This window comes from Litchfieldella anticariensis FP35 = DSM 16096 (genome assembly GCF_000409775.1).
GTDB lineage: Bacteria > Pseudomonadota > Gammaproteobacteria > Pseudomonadales > Halomonadaceae > Litchfieldella > Litchfieldella anticariensis.
Genome location: NZ_KE332388.1, coordinates 931,728 through 947,669 on the forward strand (window position 1 = coordinate 931,728; position 15,942 = coordinate 947,669).

At 60.5% G+C, this 15,942-nt stretch carries 19 protein-coding genes; 12 read left to right on the forward strand and 7 right to left on the reverse strand.

The window, feature by feature from the left end; genetic code table 11:
- Positions 1–4 precede the first annotated feature (4 nt).
- The 4 genes from L861_RS11220 to L861_RS11235 all read left to right on the forward strand — a co-directional run bounded on the left by L861_RS11220 (position 5) and on the right by L861_RS11235 (position 3,733).
- Positions 5–670 (forward strand): amino acid ABC transporter permease, encoded by a 666-nt coding sequence (locus L861_RS11220; RefSeq protein ID WP_016416079.1) that lies wholly within the window; start codon positions 5–7, stop codon positions 668–670.
- A complete protein-coding gene (locus L861_RS11225) occupies positions 667–1,395 on the forward strand; it encodes an amino acid ABC transporter ATP-binding protein (protein ID WP_016416080.1) in 729 nt (242 codons plus the stop codon). The genes L861_RS11220 and L861_RS11225 overlap by 4 nt, the downstream gene beginning before the upstream one ends.
- Positions 1,396–1,413: 18 nt before the next feature.
- Complete coding sequence (locus L861_RS11230) at positions 1,414–2,706, forward strand: NAD(P)/FAD-dependent oxidoreductase (RefSeq protein ID WP_016416081.1); 1,293 nt, start codon at positions 1,414–1,416, stop codon at positions 2,704–2,706.
- Positions 2,707–2,935: 229 nt separating this feature from the next.
- A complete protein-coding gene (locus tag L861_RS11235; RefSeq protein WP_016416082.1) occupies positions 2,936–3,733 on the forward strand; it encodes an IclR family transcriptional regulator in 798 nt (265 codons plus the stop codon).
- 23 nt (positions 3,734–3,756) lie between these two features.
- Here L861_RS11235 and L861_RS11240 read toward each other — a convergent pair whose 3' ends face one another.
- Positions 3,757–4,632: a helix-turn-helix transcriptional regulator gene (locus tag L861_RS11240; RefSeq protein WP_016416083.1), complete on the reverse strand. Its 876-nt coding sequence runs from the start codon at positions 4,630–4,632 to the stop codon at positions 3,757–3,759.
- 152 nt (positions 4,633–4,784) lie between these two features.
- Here L861_RS11240 and L861_RS11245 point away from each other — a divergent pair, with 152 nt between their 5' ends.
- The 5 genes from L861_RS11245 to L861_RS11265 all read left to right on the forward strand — a co-directional run bounded on the left by L861_RS11245 (position 4,785) and on the right by L861_RS11265 (position 8,931).
- The gene (locus L861_RS11245) at positions 4,785–5,870 is read left to right on the forward strand and encodes an aldo/keto reductase (RefSeq protein ID WP_016416084.1); all 1,086 of its coding nucleotides are present in this window, start codon (positions 4,785–4,787) and stop codon (positions 5,868–5,870) included.
- A 27-nt stretch (positions 5,871–5,897) separates the two neighbouring features.
- Positions 5,898–6,947: an aldo/keto reductase gene (locus L861_RS11250; RefSeq protein WP_016416085.1), complete on the forward strand. Its 1,050-nt coding sequence runs from the start codon at positions 5,898–5,900 to the stop codon at positions 6,945–6,947.
- 137 nt (positions 6,948–7,084) lie between these two features.
- Positions 7,085–7,555 (forward strand): carboxymuconolactone decarboxylase family protein, encoded by a 471-nt coding sequence (locus L861_RS11255; RefSeq protein ID WP_016416086.1) that lies wholly within the window; start codon positions 7,085–7,087, stop codon positions 7,553–7,555.
- Positions 7,552–8,484, forward strand: coding sequence for a sigma-70 family RNA polymerase sigma factor (locus L861_RS11260; protein ID WP_016416087.1), 933 nt, complete (start codon positions 7,552–7,554; stop codon positions 8,482–8,484). Before L861_RS11255 ends, L861_RS11260 begins: the two co-directional genes overlap by 4 nt.
- Positions 8,485–8,619: 135 nt before the next feature.
- A complete protein-coding gene (locus L861_RS11265; protein ID WP_016416088.1) occupies positions 8,620–8,931 on the forward strand; it encodes a hypothetical protein in 312 nt (103 codons plus the stop codon).
- Positions 8,932–9,023: 92 nt separating this feature from the next.
- Here the strand turns inward: L861_RS11265 and L861_RS11270 are convergent, their stop codons facing one another.
- A complete protein-coding gene (locus L861_RS11270) occupies positions 9,024–9,416 on the reverse strand; it encodes an HIT family protein (RefSeq protein ID WP_016416089.1) in 393 nt (130 codons plus the stop codon).
- A 305-nt stretch (positions 9,417–9,721) separates the two neighbouring features.
- Here L861_RS11270 and L861_RS11275 point away from each other — a divergent pair, with 305 nt between their 5' ends.
- On the forward strand, positions 9,722–9,973 hold the full coding sequence (locus L861_RS11275; RefSeq protein WP_144063010.1) for a hypothetical protein: 252 nt from the start codon (positions 9,722–9,724) through the stop codon (positions 9,971–9,973).
- Between the two features lie 29 nt (positions 9,974–10,002).
- On the opposite strand, the gene L861_RS11280 is transcribed toward L861_RS11275, so the two are convergent.
- From L861_RS11280 to L861_RS11290, 3 genes are read right to left on the reverse strand one after another with little or no spacing between them, the layout of a single operon-like run.
- Positions 10,003–10,521, reverse strand: coding sequence for a GDYXXLXY domain-containing protein (locus L861_RS11280; protein WP_016416091.1), 519 nt, complete (start codon positions 10,519–10,521; stop codon positions 10,003–10,005).
- A complete protein-coding gene (locus tag L861_RS11285) occupies positions 10,514–11,587 on the reverse strand; it encodes a DUF4401 domain-containing protein (protein ID WP_016416092.1) in 1,074 nt (357 codons plus the stop codon). Before L861_RS11285 ends, L861_RS11280 begins: the two co-directional genes overlap by 8 nt.
- A 23-nt stretch (positions 11,588–11,610) precedes the next feature.
- Positions 11,611–12,513 (reverse strand): LysR family transcriptional regulator, encoded by a 903-nt coding sequence (locus L861_RS11290; RefSeq protein ID WP_016416093.1) that lies wholly within the window; start codon positions 12,511–12,513, stop codon positions 11,611–11,613.
- Between the two features lie 115 nt (positions 12,514–12,628).
- On the opposite strand from L861_RS11290, the gene L861_RS11295 reads away from it, so the two are divergent.
- Positions 12,629–13,531, forward strand: a complete 903-nt coding sequence (locus L861_RS11295; RefSeq protein WP_016416094.1) for an MBL fold metallo-hydrolase — start codon at positions 12,629–12,631, stop codon at positions 13,529–13,531.
- 2 nt (positions 13,532–13,533) lie between these two features.
- Positions 13,534–14,202 (forward strand): DsbA family protein, encoded by a 669-nt coding sequence (locus tag L861_RS11300; RefSeq protein ID WP_016416095.1) that lies wholly within the window; start codon positions 13,534–13,536, stop codon positions 14,200–14,202.
- Between the two features lie 125 nt (positions 14,203–14,327).
- Here L861_RS11300 and L861_RS11305 read toward each other — a convergent pair whose 3' ends face one another.
- Both L861_RS11305 and L861_RS11310 read right to left on the reverse strand, forming a co-directional pair.
- The gene (locus L861_RS11305) at positions 14,328–15,299 is read right to left on the reverse strand and encodes a DUF2157 domain-containing protein (RefSeq protein ID WP_016416096.1); all 972 of its coding nucleotides are present in this window, start codon (positions 15,297–15,299) and stop codon (positions 14,328–14,330) included.
- A 56-nt stretch (positions 15,300–15,355) separates the two neighbouring features.
- Positions 15,356–15,814: a GNAT family N-acetyltransferase gene (locus L861_RS11310; protein ID WP_016416097.1), complete on the reverse strand. Its 459-nt coding sequence runs from the start codon at positions 15,812–15,814 to the stop codon at positions 15,356–15,358.
- Positions 15,815–15,942: the final 128 nt, after the last annotated feature.

Sequence of the window (15,942 nt, forward strand, 5' to 3'; positions counted from 1 at the left end):
CCCTATGGATTTCGCAGACATTTCGGCGTTCTTCCCGATTCTGCTCAAGGGAGCCGTGATCACCGTTCAGATCACCATCGGCTCCCTGCTGCTCAGCACGGTGCTGGGGCTCATCCTGGCACTGATGAAGCTATCACCGGTCAAGGCATTTGCGGTGACCGCCGGCACCATCGTGAACGTCATTCGCGGCCTGCCGATCATCGTGCAACTGTTCTACATCTACTTCGTGATTCCCGAGCTTGGCATTCAACTGAGCGCCTTCCAAGCCGGTGTTATCGGCCTGGGTATCGCCTATAGCGCCTATCAGGCGGAGAATTTCCGCGCCGGCATCGAAGCCATCGACGCCGGGCAGATCGAGGCCGCAAAATCCATCGGCATGAAGAGCCGGCTGATCATGCGTCGCGTCGTGTTGCCCCAAGCCTTCCGCATCACCTTGCCACCCTATGGCAACACCTCGGTGATGATCCTCAAGGACTCATCACTGGCCTCGACCATCACCGTGGCGGAGATGACCCGCGCCGGCCAACTGATCGCGGCGTCCACCTTCCAGAACACCACGGTCTACACCATGCTGGCGCTGATGTACCTGGCCCTGAGCCTGCCGCTGATCTTCGGCGTAAACCGTCTTGAGCGCTATTTCGGTAAAGGGGTCAAGGGAGCCGGTAAATGATCACCATCGACAATATCCATAAGAGCTTCGGCGAGGTGGAAGTCCTCAAGGGCGTCAGCCTGGAGGTCAAGGCTGGCGAAGTCGTGTGCCTGATCGGCCCGTCGGGCTCGGGGAAATCCACGGTCCTGCGCTGCATCAACGGCCTGGAGAGCTACGACCAGGGCGAGATTTCGATAAACAGCCGGCGGGTAGATACCCACAGCAAGGATATTAACGATCTCCGTACCCGTGTGGGCATGGTCTTCCAGCGCTTCAACCTTTTCCCGCACCGCTCCGTGGTCGAGAACGTCATGGAAGGCCCGGTGTTCGTCAAACACGAACCCCGCGCCCAGGCACGTCAGCGAGCCATTGAACTGCTGGAAAAAGTTGGGCTCGGCGACAAGGTCGAGGCCTATCCCTCCCAGCTCTCCGGTGGCCAGCAGCAGCGCGTGGCGATCGCCCGAGCCCTGGCCATGCGCCCCGACGCCATCCTGTTCGATGAACCGACGTCGGCGCTAGACCCCGAGTTGGTCGGCGATGTCCTTACGGTGATGCGCGATCTCGCCGCCGAGGGCATGACCATGGTGGTGGTGACCCACGAGATGAGTTTCGCCAAGGAGGTCGCCGATCGCGTCTGCTTCTTATACGGCGGCAAGATCGTCGAGCAGGGCAATGCCCAGTCACTGCTCAGCGCTCCCCAGCACGAACGCACCCAGGATTTCCTGCGGCGCGTCTTGAATCATTGATCGCAAGGAGCGGTGACCATGAACGACGTGACATCCCTGCCCCCCTCGCTGTGGGCAGACACCGCCCCACCATCCCGGTCACACCCAGCCCTGCAAGAGAGCGTTAGCACCGGGGTCGTTGTGATTGGTGGCGGTTTCACCGGCCTGGCAGCCACGCTGTCACTGGCCGAACGAGGTATCTCGACCGTGCTGGTCGAGGCGCACGAGATCGGTTGGGGGGCCTCGGGGCGCAACGGCGGCCAGGTCATTCCCGGCCTCAAGTACGATCCAGATGAATTGCTCTCTCGCTACGGCAAGGAACACGGCCAGCGCATGATCGACATCAGCGGACGCAATGCCGATGTGGTCTTCGAGCTGATACGCCGGCACAACATCGACTGTGACGCTCACCAGAAAGGCTGGATACAGCCGGCCTTCAATGCAGCGAGTCTCAGGGTGGTCGAAGCACGGGCGAAACAGTGGGAAGACCAGGGAGTGCCAGTGCGCTGGCTGGACCGTGCAGAGTGCACGAAGCGGCTGGGCAGCGAAGCATACGTAGGCGGCTGGCTAGACCCGCGAGCAGGAGGTCTCAATCCGCTGGCCTATGTACGTGGGCTGGCCAATGCAGCCGAGGCTGCCGGCGCCACGCTTCATGAACGCTCATCGGTCACGGCAATCCGTCAGAGTGCAGGAAAATGGCAGGTAGAGGTGGCAACCGGGGGCCGGCTCGTGTGCGATCAGGTGCTACTGTGCACCAACGGCTACACGACCGATTTACAGGAAGGGCTGGAAAGAAGCGTTATCGCAGCCAACAGCTATCAGATCGCTACCCGACCGCTCACCGAAGAGGAGGGAAAGGATATCCTGCCCGGCGGCGAAGTGGCATCGGACGCACGCAAGCTGCTGCTTTATTTTCGACGGGATGCATCGGGACGGTTCCTGATAGGGGGACGAGGGCCTTTTCACGACCCGCGGGGCGACCAGGATTTCAGCCACCTGCGGCGCGCAATGACCAAGCTCTATCCAGCACTAATGGGAGTGGAGGTGACGCATCAGTGGGCGGGACGAGTCGCCTTGACCCGCGATATGCTGCCTCATGTGCATCAACCGGCGGAGGGACTGACGGTGGCATTGGGCTATAACGGACGGGGAGTGGGCATGGGCACGCATCTGGGGAAACTGATCGGTGAGTCGCTGGGGCAAAACCGCCTGGAAGAAACCCTACCCTTCCCGATCACGCCTATTCGCCCAATACCCTTCCATGGTCTTCAGCGACTCTATGTCGGCACAGCGGTCAACTACTTCCGGTTCAAGGACTGGCTGGATCGTTGAGAAAAAACCTTGCCACCCACATGCTAGTGTCCTGGATTTGAAGTTCGTTGAAGAAATGGCGAGTGACTGGCTTCGTCAGACAAGGCGCCGCGACGAGGCATAGCAGCGCTATGGCGAGGAGTGGCAACGCCGTATGACGGAGTCAGGTGCCGACAGAATTCAACAGCTAACTTCTGATTCAGGACACTAGGGTGACCGGAAAAAGAATGTGCTCCATGGGAGAAGATGAGTGTCGAAGCAGCCAAGTGATCGGGACACGCGTTCCGCGCTGTTCAACCAATCGATTGAAAAGTCATTCGCGATCCTGCGGCTGTTCGGAGCGCAGCACAGTCAGCTGAGCTTGTCGGAAATCTGCCGGCTTTCCGGGATGAGCATGGGCTCCGTTCAGCGGATCACCCATACCCTGGAGCAGTTGGGCTATCTGGTGAAGGACACCGCCACACGCAAATACCGCATCGGCATCGAGATCATGACGTTAGCCTGCCAGTATCTGGAAGCCGACCTGCTGGTGGACTGCGCCAACCCCTATCTTTCCGACCTCAGTAACCACTGCCTGGAAACGGTATCACTCACTGAGCCTAGCGGATTGGACATGGTGTATGTGGCGCGCTTTACCAGTCGACGCTATATCCCCATCCATATGCCTATCGGCAGCCGCGTACCCATGTACTGCACCGCCTCGGGGCGGGCCTTTCTTTCAGCCATGGATGAGACGAAAATCCGCCGCTACCTCGATGCCTCGGAGCGCATTGCCTACACTCCCGCCACCCTCACTGATGTCGACGAGTTACTGGCGCTAATCCAGAAGTGCAAGCGCCAGGGCGTGGCGTGGAACAATGCCGAGTATTATCTGGGTGATCTGAACATTGCCGCGCCGGTACTGAACGCTGCTGGCGAGCCGGTGGCTGCGGTGCATATCACTACGCCCAGCAGCCGCTGGACCCTGGAAGCCGCGCTCGAACAGCTATCCCCACCTTTGATCGAGTGTGCTCACGCCATCACCAAGGCAGCAAGGACTCGCAATTAACTGCCGCTGCATGGCACAAATGGCTACCTGATCTTCCGTGAACCCAGCGAGTGGTCGGGATAGCTCAGCAGAGTTTCCATTTTCTGCTGCGTTTCCGTCTCGCTCGAGGGTACGTAGGTAATCAAGTGCAGGGGGATACCATTGCCACCGGCGATCTGGAGGAGGGAGTAGTCGAATGTCAGCCGCCCCACTTCAGGATACTCGTAAGCCTTCACCCCATCCTGGGGAAGCTGTACGTTGTGCTCCTCCCACCATTCGGCAAACTCTGGGCTCTGTTCGAGCAGTAATCCGATCAGCTCGTTGAACCAGGGGTCATCGATATAGTTCGCGTAGGTCAGACGCAACTTGGCGACACAGTCTCGGGCATGCGACTCCCAGCTCACGAGCCGCTGACGTATGCGCGGGTTCAAGAACAGCTGATGGATACCGTTCCTCTCGATTCCCTGCATGCCAAGGAGGTTGCCATGGATGACGGTCGCGGCCCGGTTCCAGGCCAGGATGTCCGAACGCGCGCCCATGATCCACGCCGGGCAGAACTCGAGCTGATCCATCAGCCGCTGAAGCTGGGGGCTCACCACCGCCTTGCGTGCCGAGCCATTGATTCCGCCCTCCGAACCATAGCCGCCAAGGGTCAGCAGATGTTGCTGCTCGGCCGGCTCGAGCTTCAGGGCGAGCGCGATGCGCTGCAAGGTATCCATCGACGGATGCACGTCTCGTGTTTGCTCCAGCCAGGCGTACCACTCCGTGCTGATACCGGCCAACTCGGCGACTTCTTCGCGCCGCAAGCCAGGTGTCCGACGCCGCGCACCACGCGGCAAACCGATCTGCTCGGGTTGCAGCCGAGCACGCCGAATTCTCAGGAAGGTAGCGATCTCGCTACGACGGTCGTTACTAAGCACTGTGCTTTTCCTTTGGGGGGAAGTGCGGATACCAGTATGCCGCATTCCTTATTCCTCAGCTCCGGCCAACGTATCTTCGTCATCACAAGCCGCGACCGATGTTCTAACGCGGTCTGCGGTACCGGCAACCATTGACGGAGATGACAGTACGTATGAGTCAACCTATCACGACACTGGATTCCTACCGACTGCTCGGACGCTCGGGCCTGCGCGTTTCTCCATTGTGCCTGGGCACCATGACATTCGGTTCCGACTGGGGCTGGGGTGCTGACGAAGCAACGTCCGAGGCGATCTTTCGCGCCTATGCCGAAAAAGGCGGCAATTTCATCGACACGGCCAATTTCTACACTAACGGCAGCAGCGAGAAAATTGTCGGCCGCTGCATCGCGGGCGACCGGGATCGCTTCGTGCTTGCCACCAAGTATACGCTCAACACCCGCTGCGGCGACCCCAATGCCGGCGGCAACCAGCGCAAGAACATGGTGCAATCCGTAGAGGCTTCCCTCAAGCGGTTGGGCACCGACTACATCGACCTTTATTGGGTCCATGCCTGGGAATATCGCACCCCAGTCGACGAGGTGATGCGTGCCCTGGACGACTTGGTGCGGCAGGGCAAGGTGCTGTATATCGGCGCGTCGGACTTTCCGGCCTGGAAAGTCTCGGAAGCCAATACCCTGGCCGAACTCAGGGGTTGGTCGCGGTTCATCGGTCTGCAGGTCGAGTACAGCCTCGCCATGCGCGATATCGAACGTGACCTGGTGCCGATGGCGACGGAACTGGGGCTGGGCGTGACGCCTTGGTCTCCTCTGGCTGGCGGCTTACTGACCGGCAAGTATAGTCGTGCCGACATCGAACGCCAGCAACGGGCGAACGAGGCCGGAGAGCTCGATGTCTTCAATAATCAGCAACGTGTATTACTGCCCAATGAAAGGCAGCTATCCATCGCCGATGAGGTAAGAGCCATCGCCGAAGAAGTCGACCGCTCACCGGCTCAGGTGGCGCTCAACTGGACGCTGACTCGGCCGGGCGTAACCAGCACGATTCTGGGAGCACGCCGGGTGGAACAGCTTCAGGACAACTTGGGTGCTCTCGACTTCAGCCTCAGCGACGAGCAACTGACACGGCTGAACGAGATCAGCCAAATCGAGCTGGGCTTCCCTCACGACTTCATTACCGGCGAATTCGTCAACGACATCATCACCGGCGGCGCCACGATCGCGTCTCGCTGGGTTAGATAACCATCAAGCAGCAACAGGAGTGCATTCATGCAATATCGCAAATTCGGCAATACCGGCCTGTTCGTCTCCGAGCTTTGCCTGGGCACCATGACCTTCGGCGGCGAGGGCGAGCTGTGGAGCCAGATCGGCGACCTGCAGCAAAGCGATGCCGAGCGGCTGATCGGCCGTGCGCTCGACGCCGGCATCAACTTCATCGACACCGCCGATGTGTATTCCGAAGGGCTGTCGGAAAGCATCACCGGCCAGGCGCTGAAGAACCTCCAAGTGCCACGCGACGATATCGTGGTGGCCACCAAGGTGTTCGGCGAAACCGGCAGCCAGAGTGCCAACACGCGAGGCAACTCTCGCTATCACATCATGAACGGGGTCAAGGCGAGCCTGAAACGCCTGCAGCTCGACCATATCGACCTGTACCAGATCCATGGCTTCGATCCGGCGACCCCGATCGAGGAAACCCTACGGGCACTCGACAACCTGGTACAGCAAGGTCACGTGCGCTATGTCGGCGTCTCCAATTGGGCCGCCTGGCAAATCATGAAGGCATTGGGAATCGCCGAGCGTCACGGCCTGGCACGTTTCGAATCGTTGCAGGCCTACTACACACTCGCCGGCCGCGATCTCGAACGCGAGATCATCCCCATGCTACAAAGCGAGCACCTCGGGCTGATGGTATGGAGCCCCCTTGCCGGAGGCCTGCTAAGCGGCAAGTACGGACGCGAGACCCAGGCTGAGAAAGGCAGCCGCCGCACCACCTTCGACTTCCCTCCGGTGGAAATGGGACGCGCCTACGACTGCATCGACGTGATGCGGCGGATCGCTGATGTACACCAAGTATCCGTGGCGCAGATTGCGCTGGCCTGGCTGCTGCACCAGCCAGCTGTAACCAGCGTGATCGTTGGCGCCAAGCGGGTCGATCAGCTCGACGACAATATCGCCGCGACACAGGTCGAACTCAGCGATGCCGAGCTCACCGAACTCGAAGCCGTCAGCGCCCTGCCGCCCGAATATCCGGGCTGGATGTTCGAGCGCCAGGGGGAATACCGCCGCAAGCAGTTGGCCCAATCGCGCAAGCGTTAATGGTCTGATATTCCTGCCACCACACCCCATTCGGCTCACGGCTGAATGGGGTGTTTTCGTTCATGCAGCCGCGGCATGTCACAAACGCCACCGCCAATTCGTCTTCATTGCGTACACTCAGCAACGGAGACCTATCGATGACCCCGCGAATGAACGCTTTTGCCGCCGCACCGGATGCCATGCAGGCCATGCTGAATCTGGAGCAGTACGTTAGTGACTCAGGCTTGGAGCCGAGCCTGCTGGAGCTGGTCAAGACACGCGCCTCACAGATCAACAACTGCGCATTCTGCCTGCGCATGCACACCCGCGATGCCCGTGCCGCCGGGGAAAGCGAAGAACGCCTCTACCTACTCTCGGCATGGAGGGAATCGCCACTCTACACTGAACGGGAGCGTGCCGCCCTGGCTTGGACCGAGACGCTGACGCTCGTGGCCGATACCCAGGCACCCGACGATGTGTATGAATACGCACGCCGCTACTTCAGCGAGGAAGAACTGGTCAAACTCACCCTGTCGATCGGTGCCATCAATATCTGGAACCGAATCAACGTCGGCTTTCGCACCATTCACCACGTCGACACAGCACCACAGCGCGAGGCCGTTTCATGACCGACGCTCGAGCAACATGGGAGCCGGAACCTTCACACGACTTCGAGAATCACCGGGCGCACCTGATGCGCCTGGCCTACCGCATGCTCGGCTCGGTCGCCGAGGCCGAGGATGCGGTACAAGACAGCTACCTGCGTTGGCACAACCAGAACCGGGATAACGTGGACGACCCGCGTGCTTATCTCTCCCGCATCGTGACACGCCTTTGTCTCGACCGGCTCAAGCAGGCCCGCACGCAACGGGAAGTCTATGTCGGCCCCTGGTTGCCGGAGCCGCTGGTGGAGGAATGGTCAGCCACGACGCTCCCGCCCCAGCACATCGAGCAGGACGTCTCCACGGCCCTGATGGTGGCGCTTGAACGTCTGTCGCCTCTGGAGCGTGCCGCATTCATCCTCCACGATATCTTCGAGATGGAATTCGAAGACGTTGCCACAACACTCGGTCGCACGGAAGCCGCCTGCCGGCAACTCGCCAGCCGTGCCCGTAGCCATGTGGTGACTTCCCGGCCCCGGTTCAACCTCGACCAAGAGGAGGGCGTACGCCTGACCGAGGCCTTCTTCGAAGCCAGCCGCAGCGGCGATGCAGCCAACCTGCAAGCCTTGCTGATGGACGCCGCAAGACTGCACAGCGATGGCGGTGGCCGCAAGCGCGCAGCACTACGCGTGATCGAAGGCGCGCGCAATATCAGCCGCTTCTTCGCCGGCCTTGTGCGCAAGGGCTTCGCGCCCAAGCCAATCTGGACCCGTCAAGTCAGGATCGACGGCCTGCCCGGTATTCTTTCGGTCGAGCGCGACGGCTCCCTGCAGACCACGGCCATCGAGGTGTGCGATGGTCGTATCCAAGCGATCTTCGTCGTTCGCAACCCGGACAAGCTCCGCCACCTCGAAGCAATGCTGCCCGCACCGGTGGCCAGGCAGGTCGTTCGTTGACGGAGCGGACGCCAGCCACGACAAACAACTACTGGTCCGGTTGCCGAAAGGATGTATGATGCCCCTGTAACACCAGCGAATATGGAGTAGAAAACACGACAGATCACTCTTTCCAAGCCCGCACGGGAGGTTCTCATGAAGGTCTACAAACCTGAATGGCAGTGCACGTTTAGCGTAAACGAAAGCGCAAGAGAATCGGCCAGTTGGAAAGAGCGAATCGCTTGGCGTATCCGGAAGTTCGCCGACAGGCTGGATGGCGGCGGCAGGACGCTCAAGATCGACTGCGATGTCTCTCCCCACGTGAGCCGCCAGGATATCGATACCTGCCTGGGAAAAGGCTTCGAAGTGACCCATGGCCTGCTCACCCAGCTCGCCCACCATGCCGCCTGTGAAGATGTCATGCGTGACGCCAAGGCGGAGCTTTTCGCGGGCGAGCACCAGCGTTAAGGGACAAGACACGGCGTAATTTGGCTGACGAGGTGTCGATGTGACACCTCGCTAGCCATGCGCCTTTAACGACACTTCAAGCAAAGCTCGGATCAAGCCAACGCTTCGCGAATCTTGGCAGCGGCCGCGGCCAGCTCCTCGGCCTCCGCCTGGGCCAAGCCTTCCATCCGGATATCCTGCATCCTGTCGAGCGGCACCAAGTGGATATGCACATGCGGCACCTCAAGGCCGACGACCAGCATTCCCACCCGTGTGCAGGGAAACGCCTGCTTGAGCGCCTTGGCCAGCTTCTGCGACACCACCATCAGGTGAGCGGAAAGCTCGAGCGGTAGATCATCCCAATGATCGATCTCCTGGCGCGGGATCACCAGCACATGGCCGGGTTTCATGGGGTTTAGGGTCATGATGGCCACGCACTGTTCGTCTTCCCAGACGAAGTGACCCGGGAGCTCTTTCTGGATGATGCGGGTAAAGATGCTTGCCATGCTCGGATGCCTCCATTCAAAAAGCCACCAAGATGCCACAGGACGCCGAAACAGTCTTGCCCTCTCCCGACACCATTGACTCCCATGCAAAGGGATTCTATTGATAAGGAGAGACGAAACTGTAATTACCACTCGCCCATTATCAGCCGCAAACAGGGCATTGCGATCTCAACGATCACCAGCAGAGGATTCCACGGGGCTTCAGTTCTGGCCCAACTGACCGATATCTAAACCAGAAGCGGTGACTGTGGTGCGGAATGTGTGTCATGTGTCGTTGTGGAGATCGTGAGATGGACGTCCTGGATATGACAAGCAGGCTGCCTGATGAGCTGGTGGATCAACCCTACCCGATGCCTGAAGTCCCCCCTACCTGTTCTTGTCTCGGCAATGCACTGCTCAAGCGCCTGGCGCGCGCCAAGGTGCGGCTGGATCGCATGGAGCGTGACAACGCATCGAGAGACCTGAGTGAGTTGGCCGCCGCACGCGTTGAATTTTCCCTCGCCTCGCGTGCCTTGGCCGATGACCTGATCACCCAGGGGCTGGACGAACGGCCTTGAGTGGGTCTTGTGTGAGAGGCAAGCCACCATCAGCGCTCCACCTCTCCCAGGCGCTTGAGTTCGTTGTCATACAGAGCGACCAACAAGGGCTCGCCCTGCTCGTTGACACGGAAGCGGCCATAGCGCGCTGCCTCATAGCGCTCGGCATGGCCTTCCTGGAAAAAGAAGGCGTCGGTGGCAAACTTGATCTGGCCGTTGCGTAGTCGATAACGAAGCGGCATTTCACCGTCCCTCAGTTCCTCATCCTTGGAGCCCAGCCGCTCGAAGTGCACCACACGCTGCTCGTCCAGGCTCACGACGGCATGACCGTTGGCGGCATCCGCCGCATCGTTGTCGGAATCGCGCTCGCGCAACGCCTGCTGGATCCGGTTGCCAATCTCGAAGTTCAGCGCCATGTAGTCGCCCTGCATCAGCGAGCGCGGATCCACCGGCGCCAGCTCCAAGTACACCACCTCGCCCTCGGCCAGGTGCCGTTCCTTGCCCCAAATGGCCCAGTTGACCACGACCAGGATCAACAGCGTGGCAGCGGCCACGACGGTCTTATTCATTGCCCGCCCCCTCTTCGGTCCGCCACCAGTGCCTCAGCCCCCAGCGAACCGCCAACAACAACACACCGATGGCAAACAGCATCAGAGCCTTGAATAGCAAAGTGGCGTCGAGCAGGTAGTAGTAGCTGGCAATCGACAGCAACAGCAATATCACCCCGAGCCCCATCACCAGGCGATTGCCGATGGCGAATCCCAATGCAATCACCACGGCCCCGTGGGTCAAACCATATGCCTGGAATGAGGCCAGCACCAATACTGCCACGGCGATATAAGCCACTATCTGCTTCACCGGATCGACATCCCACTCGCGATGCTGGAATACATGCCAGAGCAACAGCAATAACGCCAACGTGGCCAAGCCTTCTCCCACCCAAGGGCCTATCCAGGTAAGCGCCTCGATGTCTGGATCGCTCCACCATCCCAGCAACGGCTGGCCGAAAGCCCCCGCGGACTGAATGGCCAGCAAACCCAATAGCAGGCCGTACCCCAGTGCCTGCATGTGCCGTATGCGAAGTAGCCAGCGAAATTCGTTCAGCCAGATCCAGGTCGCGATCAGCAGCACCAAACCATTGGCGATAAAGGGCACCCCGCTTTCAGCCAAGGCCATGTGAAGCGCCAGACTGGCGGCAAAGGCGGAGAACGTTCGATGTGTGGGGCTAGGCATCATCATCGCCAATACCGCCTGCAATCCCAGCAATGTCCACCATAAACCAGTGGATAGACCACCCAAGGCAGAGCCTATTGCCCAAGCCACCAGCAGTTGACCCGCTAGACTGATGGCCAGTGCCAGGTGTTCTACGAAGTCGCTGGGTGTCATCCGCAATGCTGCATAGGCAGTGGCGATCATCGCGCCCCCTAGCGCGATGGAGGCAATGTTGCTCTCGACGACGAACGCCACTCCCAGGGCAATGAATCCCAACAGGAATACGGCAGCCAGCCAGCCCGACAACGCTTGCAGTGCTCGCACGAACCAGGGCGTTTCCAGAACCGGGACTTCGTCATTACCTGTCACGGCAATGCCGGCCTGGCCAAGTCGTTCTCTGAGGGGTGTCGTGGAGCGGCTCATGAAGATGTCTCCGTATCAGTGACCTAACCAGTATCGATATCGCGATCCCAGGGCGCGACATCGCCGCCGAGACGTTCAGCCAGAAAGTCGATCATCGTCCGTAGCAGCAACGGCTGGTAGCGGCGCGACAGGTACACCGCGTGAATGCCCAGCGGCTCTGGCTCCCAGGTTGACAACACAGGCATCAACCGGCCCTTGCGTAGGTCGTCGGCAACGAAATAGCTCGGCAGCAGCGCAATGCCGGCGCCGGCCAGCGCAGCCGCACGCACCACGCCAGCCTCGTTGCTGGAAAGCCTCCCTGCCACCGGCACGGTCACGCTGCGGCCCTTCCTCCACAGGCGGATCTCGCTACGGCTCACATGGGTGTGCTCGGCTAGCACCTCTGGCGTTTGCGGCACGCCGTACCGCTTCGCATAGCCAGGAGACAGACACAGTACCGAACGACAGGAACACAGCCGTCGCGCCACCAGCGACTCATCAAGCTGATTGGTGATACGCACCGCCAGGTCCACCCGCTCCTCCACCAGGTTGACGGCTCGCTCCAGCACCAGCAACTCGACTTGCGCCTGTGGATGACCTTCGAGAAATTCCGCCACCGCCTCCGCGAGCCAGGCCTGGGCAAACGACTGGCTGGTGGCGATGCGCAGCCGGCCTTTGGGCTCGATACCGCGAGCCCCGGCCGCAAGTTGCACCTCATCCGCAAGATCCAGCATTTGGCGGCAACGCGACAGGGCCTCGTGGCCAGCATCGGTCAACGCTATGCGACGTGTCGTGCGGTGCAGCAGCCGCGCCCCCAACCAGCGCTCCAGGCTTTCAAGATAGCGGCTGGCCATCGCCCGCGACATGTCCAGCGCTTCGGCCGCCGCAGTCACACTGCCGCGCTCGGTCACCGCAACGAACACCTGCATGGCGGTAAAACGGTCCATCTATTTGCTCGATTTGATTGACAAATTGTCGATAAGAATAGCGTATATCCAACCATTCCGAACCAATATCATGCGCACAACACCTGTTCATTTACCTTTCAGGAATATAAGTGCGATGAAAAACTCCCTCTCCCCGATCCGCTGGCTCACCCTCTCCATGGCGTCATTGGGCTTCACGTCCGCCAACGCCGACACGCAAACCAACGAGGCCTCGGCAGCACCGCTGACGCTGCAGGTCTACAATGCCGATGCAGGAAGCTTCCACGTCAATTCCGTACTGGTGACCGGCGAGAGCGACGCCGTGCTGCTGGATACCGGCTTTACCCGTGCCGATGCACTGCGCATCGCAGCCATGGTGCTGGACAGTGGGAAAAACCTGAAAACGATCTACATCAGCCAGGCCGACCCCGATTTCTACTTCGGCATCGACGTCCTCAAGCAGTTTTTCCCCGACGCAGAGGTAGTAGCCACCGAACCGACGGTGGAGAAGATCGAGGCCACCCTGCCGACAAAATTGCAGGTCTGGGGCCCGCGTCTGGGCGCCAATGCACCGCAGAAGGTGCCACTGCCCGAGGTGCTATCCGGCAGCACCATCACGTTGGAAGGCCAGACACTGGAAATTCGCGGCCTGGACGACAGCCTGCCGCACCGGAGCTACGTGTGGATCCCATCCATCGAGACAGTGGCCGGCGGCGTGAACGTGTACGCTGGACTGCATGCATGGACCGCCGACGCCCAGACAGCAGCGGAGCGCGCAGCCTGGGTGGAGAAACTGGACGACATCGCCGCACTGAATCCGGCCACCGTGGTACCGGGCCATTCCCTGCCCGACCAGCCGCAGGATGCTTCGCTGTTGGCCTACACCCAGGATTATCTGCAGCGTTTCGAGACGGAACTGGCCAAGGCCGATGACAGCGCGGCGTTGATCGAGGCGATGCAGGACGCCTACCCGCAAGCGGGCCTGGGCATCGCACTGGAGATCGGCGCCAAGGTCAACACGGGTGAGATGGAGTGGTAGCGATGACCCTGCACTATATCCTCGACCCATTGTGCGGCTGGTGCTATGCCGTCGCACCGCTGATCCAGGCGGCGCACGAGTCGCTGCCGGTAGTGTTTCATGCCGGCGGCATGATGGCCGGCACCAACCGCCGCCCCGTGACGCCGCAGCTGCGTCAAATGGTGGAACAGCACGACCGGCGAATTGCGCAGCTCAGCGGCCAACCGTTCGGAGAAGCCTATCGCGACGACCTACTGTGTGACGCAAGCGCGGTATTCGACTCCGAACCACCGATCACCGCCATGCTGGCAGCCGACGAGATCGACGGCCGCGGGCTGGATCTGTTGGCACGAATGCAGACAGCCCACTATGTCGAAGGGCGCCGCATCTCCGACCCAACGGTGCTGCACACCTTGGCGCTGGATATCGGACTCGACGGCCCCACCTTCGACGCAGTCTATGGCACACAGCAGGGCGAGCCGACCTGGGCCCATATCCGTGCCAGCCGGGAGTTGCTGGCCCGCGTGAATGGCGCAGGGTTTCCGACACTAGTACTCGAACGCCAGGGTCGCTACGAGGTCGTGGACATCATGGGCTATCTCGGTCAGCCGTCGGCTTGGTCGAGGAGCCTGTCGGACTTAACGCTGACCTGCTGCGAACCCCGGCCTTTCGGCCAATTTCATTCGATCTGATTCGTTAAATAGCCCGCTATTCGCCTCATCAGATCGATAAACTTGTCTCGAAATCCGTGCTTCTCGCGACGATCGGTCAAACCCGACAGGCTCCTAGGCTTCTCTCGGACGCATCGAGGGGCGACTCATGAGTGCATCTCCGCGTGGAGCCGCTTGAGCCAGAAGATAGCCGCGGCGCCCAAGCCCAATACCGCCAGGGACAGGAACAGGAAACCGGCTGCCTCAGCTTGCCAGAGCAGATGCCTGGCAAGGAAAACGACCGTTATCACGATCGCCGAGAGGCAGCCCCCCGCCAGCATGAACAACTCGGGCATCCAGTAGCGATAAAACCCGTAGATCAGCGCCAGCCACAGCGGGTACACCAACAACGCCAGCGAGGATGTCTCACCCTCATCGACGATAACCATCATCAACAGCAAGGTAATGGGAATGCCGCTGCCCAGCGCCACCAAGCGCCGGGCCCAGTCGACCATCAGCCAACGCCAGTGCCGCGCGCCCAACTCCCAGAGAGCCAGCGCCGCGGTATTGAGCAGGAACAGCCCCCACAGCGCGGAGGCTTCGCTCCCGAACAGGACACTGAAGGCACCACCCCAGGTTCGATAGTAGAGCAGGATGGCAAGGTTGAGCAGCCCCAACCAAAGCACCCAGAGCGCAGCGAAACGAGCGACCAGCACCCAGGGCAACATCAACAAGGCCCAGTAGAAGAACAGCTGCCAGGGATCGGCGCCGGTCTGGTAGACCTGGCCGAACAGCGCCAGCAGCACGCCCAGCAGTAGCGCAGCCGTCGTCAATGCTGCCTGGGCCACTACCCCGCGCCCGTCGGCTATCCAGTAAATGGCGACAGCCAGCACCAACACCGCTTCCACCAGCCCGAAGCGTAGCCAGCGTCCCATATCGGACCAGTTGTAGGCGATGAAAAACAGCATCGAGCACGCCAGTGCCAGGCAGCCCAACCATAGCAACAATCGGTCTAGAAATACGCACCAGGCCCGGCCAGACGGATAGAGCCCGGAAAGCCGGACGGCCCGTTCGATCTGCTCGCGCGGTATCGCCCTCCGTTCGATCAATGCGACCAACTGACGACGGATCGAAGTCATGCCATTCCCTTGCGTAGTTTTCGTTAGCTTATCGTTCGTGCACCATGGCCCTGCCGCTAATCGGTAGTCGATGGCGGTGCAGCAAGACGCTTGGCATAGAACGCCATATTGTCGCTGCAACGAAAGCCGAGCCCCTGGTAGAAGCTGGCCGCCGGAATGCCACGATCGGTGGCAAGATATACCGCCCTGACGTGACACGATTCCAGTTCCTGCTGCAGGGCATGGTAAAGCTGCTTCCCCACACCCCGCGACTGCTGCGTTGTCGCGATGCACATTTCCCTAAGGTAGAACAATGTGCCCATACAGAAGGGTTCCAGATTGCCCAGCGCAAAGCCGACCACTTCCTGGCGTTGCGCCATCACGCCCAGGAATCCACTCGAGGCGTGAAAGTGTGCCAAGCGCTTCAGGGCTTGCCCGGTATCCCAGGGTTCATTCCATGGATCGGCAGAAAACACCTGTGCAAATAACTGGGCGCACGGTTCCAGATCTCTTTCTTCCATGATGCGTAGCTGCATTTTTCTAGATCGTCCTTGGTGTATACGCTGCCCTATGGCGCATGGCGCGGCCTCAGTCCGTTCCCACTCTCCCGCGTGCGGCCAGCAGCCGTTCTGTGAATTCGACCAGCTCGTCCCCGACAGGGCCG

Coding starts and splice junctions, on each gene's coding strand:
- L861_RS11290 (WP_016416093.1), bottom strand. CDS start 12,513: ATGGACCGTTTTACCGCCATGCAGGTGTTCGTTGCGGTGACCGAGCGC.
- L861_RS11300 (WP_016416095.1), top strand. CDS start 13,534: ATGACCCTGCACTATATCCTCGACCCATTGTGCGGCTGGTGCTATGCC.
- L861_RS11255 (WP_016416086.1), top strand. CDS start 7,085: ATGACCCCGCGAATGAACGCTTTTGCCGCCGCACCGGATGCCATGCAG.
- L861_RS11295 (WP_016416094.1), top strand. CDS start 12,629: ATGAAAAACTCCCTCTCCCCGATCCGCTGGCTCACCCTCTCCATGGCG.
- L861_RS11230 (WP_016416081.1), top strand. CDS start 1,414: ATGAACGACGTGACATCCCTGCCCCCCTCGCTGTGGGCAGACACCGCC.
- L861_RS11270 (WP_016416089.1), bottom strand. CDS start 9,416: ATGGCAAGCATCTTTACCCGCATCATCCAGAAAGAGCTCCCGGGTCAC.
- L861_RS11250 (WP_016416085.1), top strand. CDS start 5,898: ATGCAATATCGCAAATTCGGCAATACCGGCCTGTTCGTCTCCGAGCTT.
- L861_RS11245 (WP_016416084.1), top strand. CDS start 4,785: ATGAGTCAACCTATCACGACACTGGATTCCTACCGACTGCTCGGACGC.
- L861_RS11265 (WP_016416088.1), top strand. CDS start 8,620: ATGAAGGTCTACAAACCTGAATGGCAGTGCACGTTTAGCGTAAACGAA.
- L861_RS11310 (WP_016416097.1), bottom strand. CDS start 15,814: ATGCAGCTACGCATCATGGAAGAAAGAGATCTGGAACCGTGCGCCCAG.
- L861_RS11285 (WP_016416092.1), bottom strand. CDS start 11,587: ATGAGCCGCTCCACGACACCCCTCAGAGAACGACTTGGCCAGGCCGGC.
- L861_RS11225 (WP_016416080.1), top strand. CDS start 667: ATGATCACCATCGACAATATCCATAAGAGCTTCGGCGAGGTGGAAGTC.
- L861_RS11275 (WP_144063010.1), top strand. CDS start 9,722: ATGACAAGCAGGCTGCCTGATGAGCTGGTGGATCAACCCTACCCGATG.
- L861_RS11305 (WP_016416096.1), bottom strand. CDS start 15,299: ATGACTTCGATCCGTCGTCAGTTGGTCGCATTGATCGAACGGAGGGCG.
- L861_RS11280 (WP_016416091.1), bottom strand. CDS start 10,521: ATGAATAAGACCGTCGTGGCCGCTGCCACGCTGTTGATCCTGGTCGTG.
- L861_RS11220 (WP_016416079.1), top strand. CDS start 5: ATGGATTTCGCAGACATTTCGGCGTTCTTCCCGATTCTGCTCAAGGGA.
- L861_RS11260 (WP_016416087.1), top strand. CDS start 7,552: ATGACCGACGCTCGAGCAACATGGGAGCCGGAACCTTCACACGACTTC.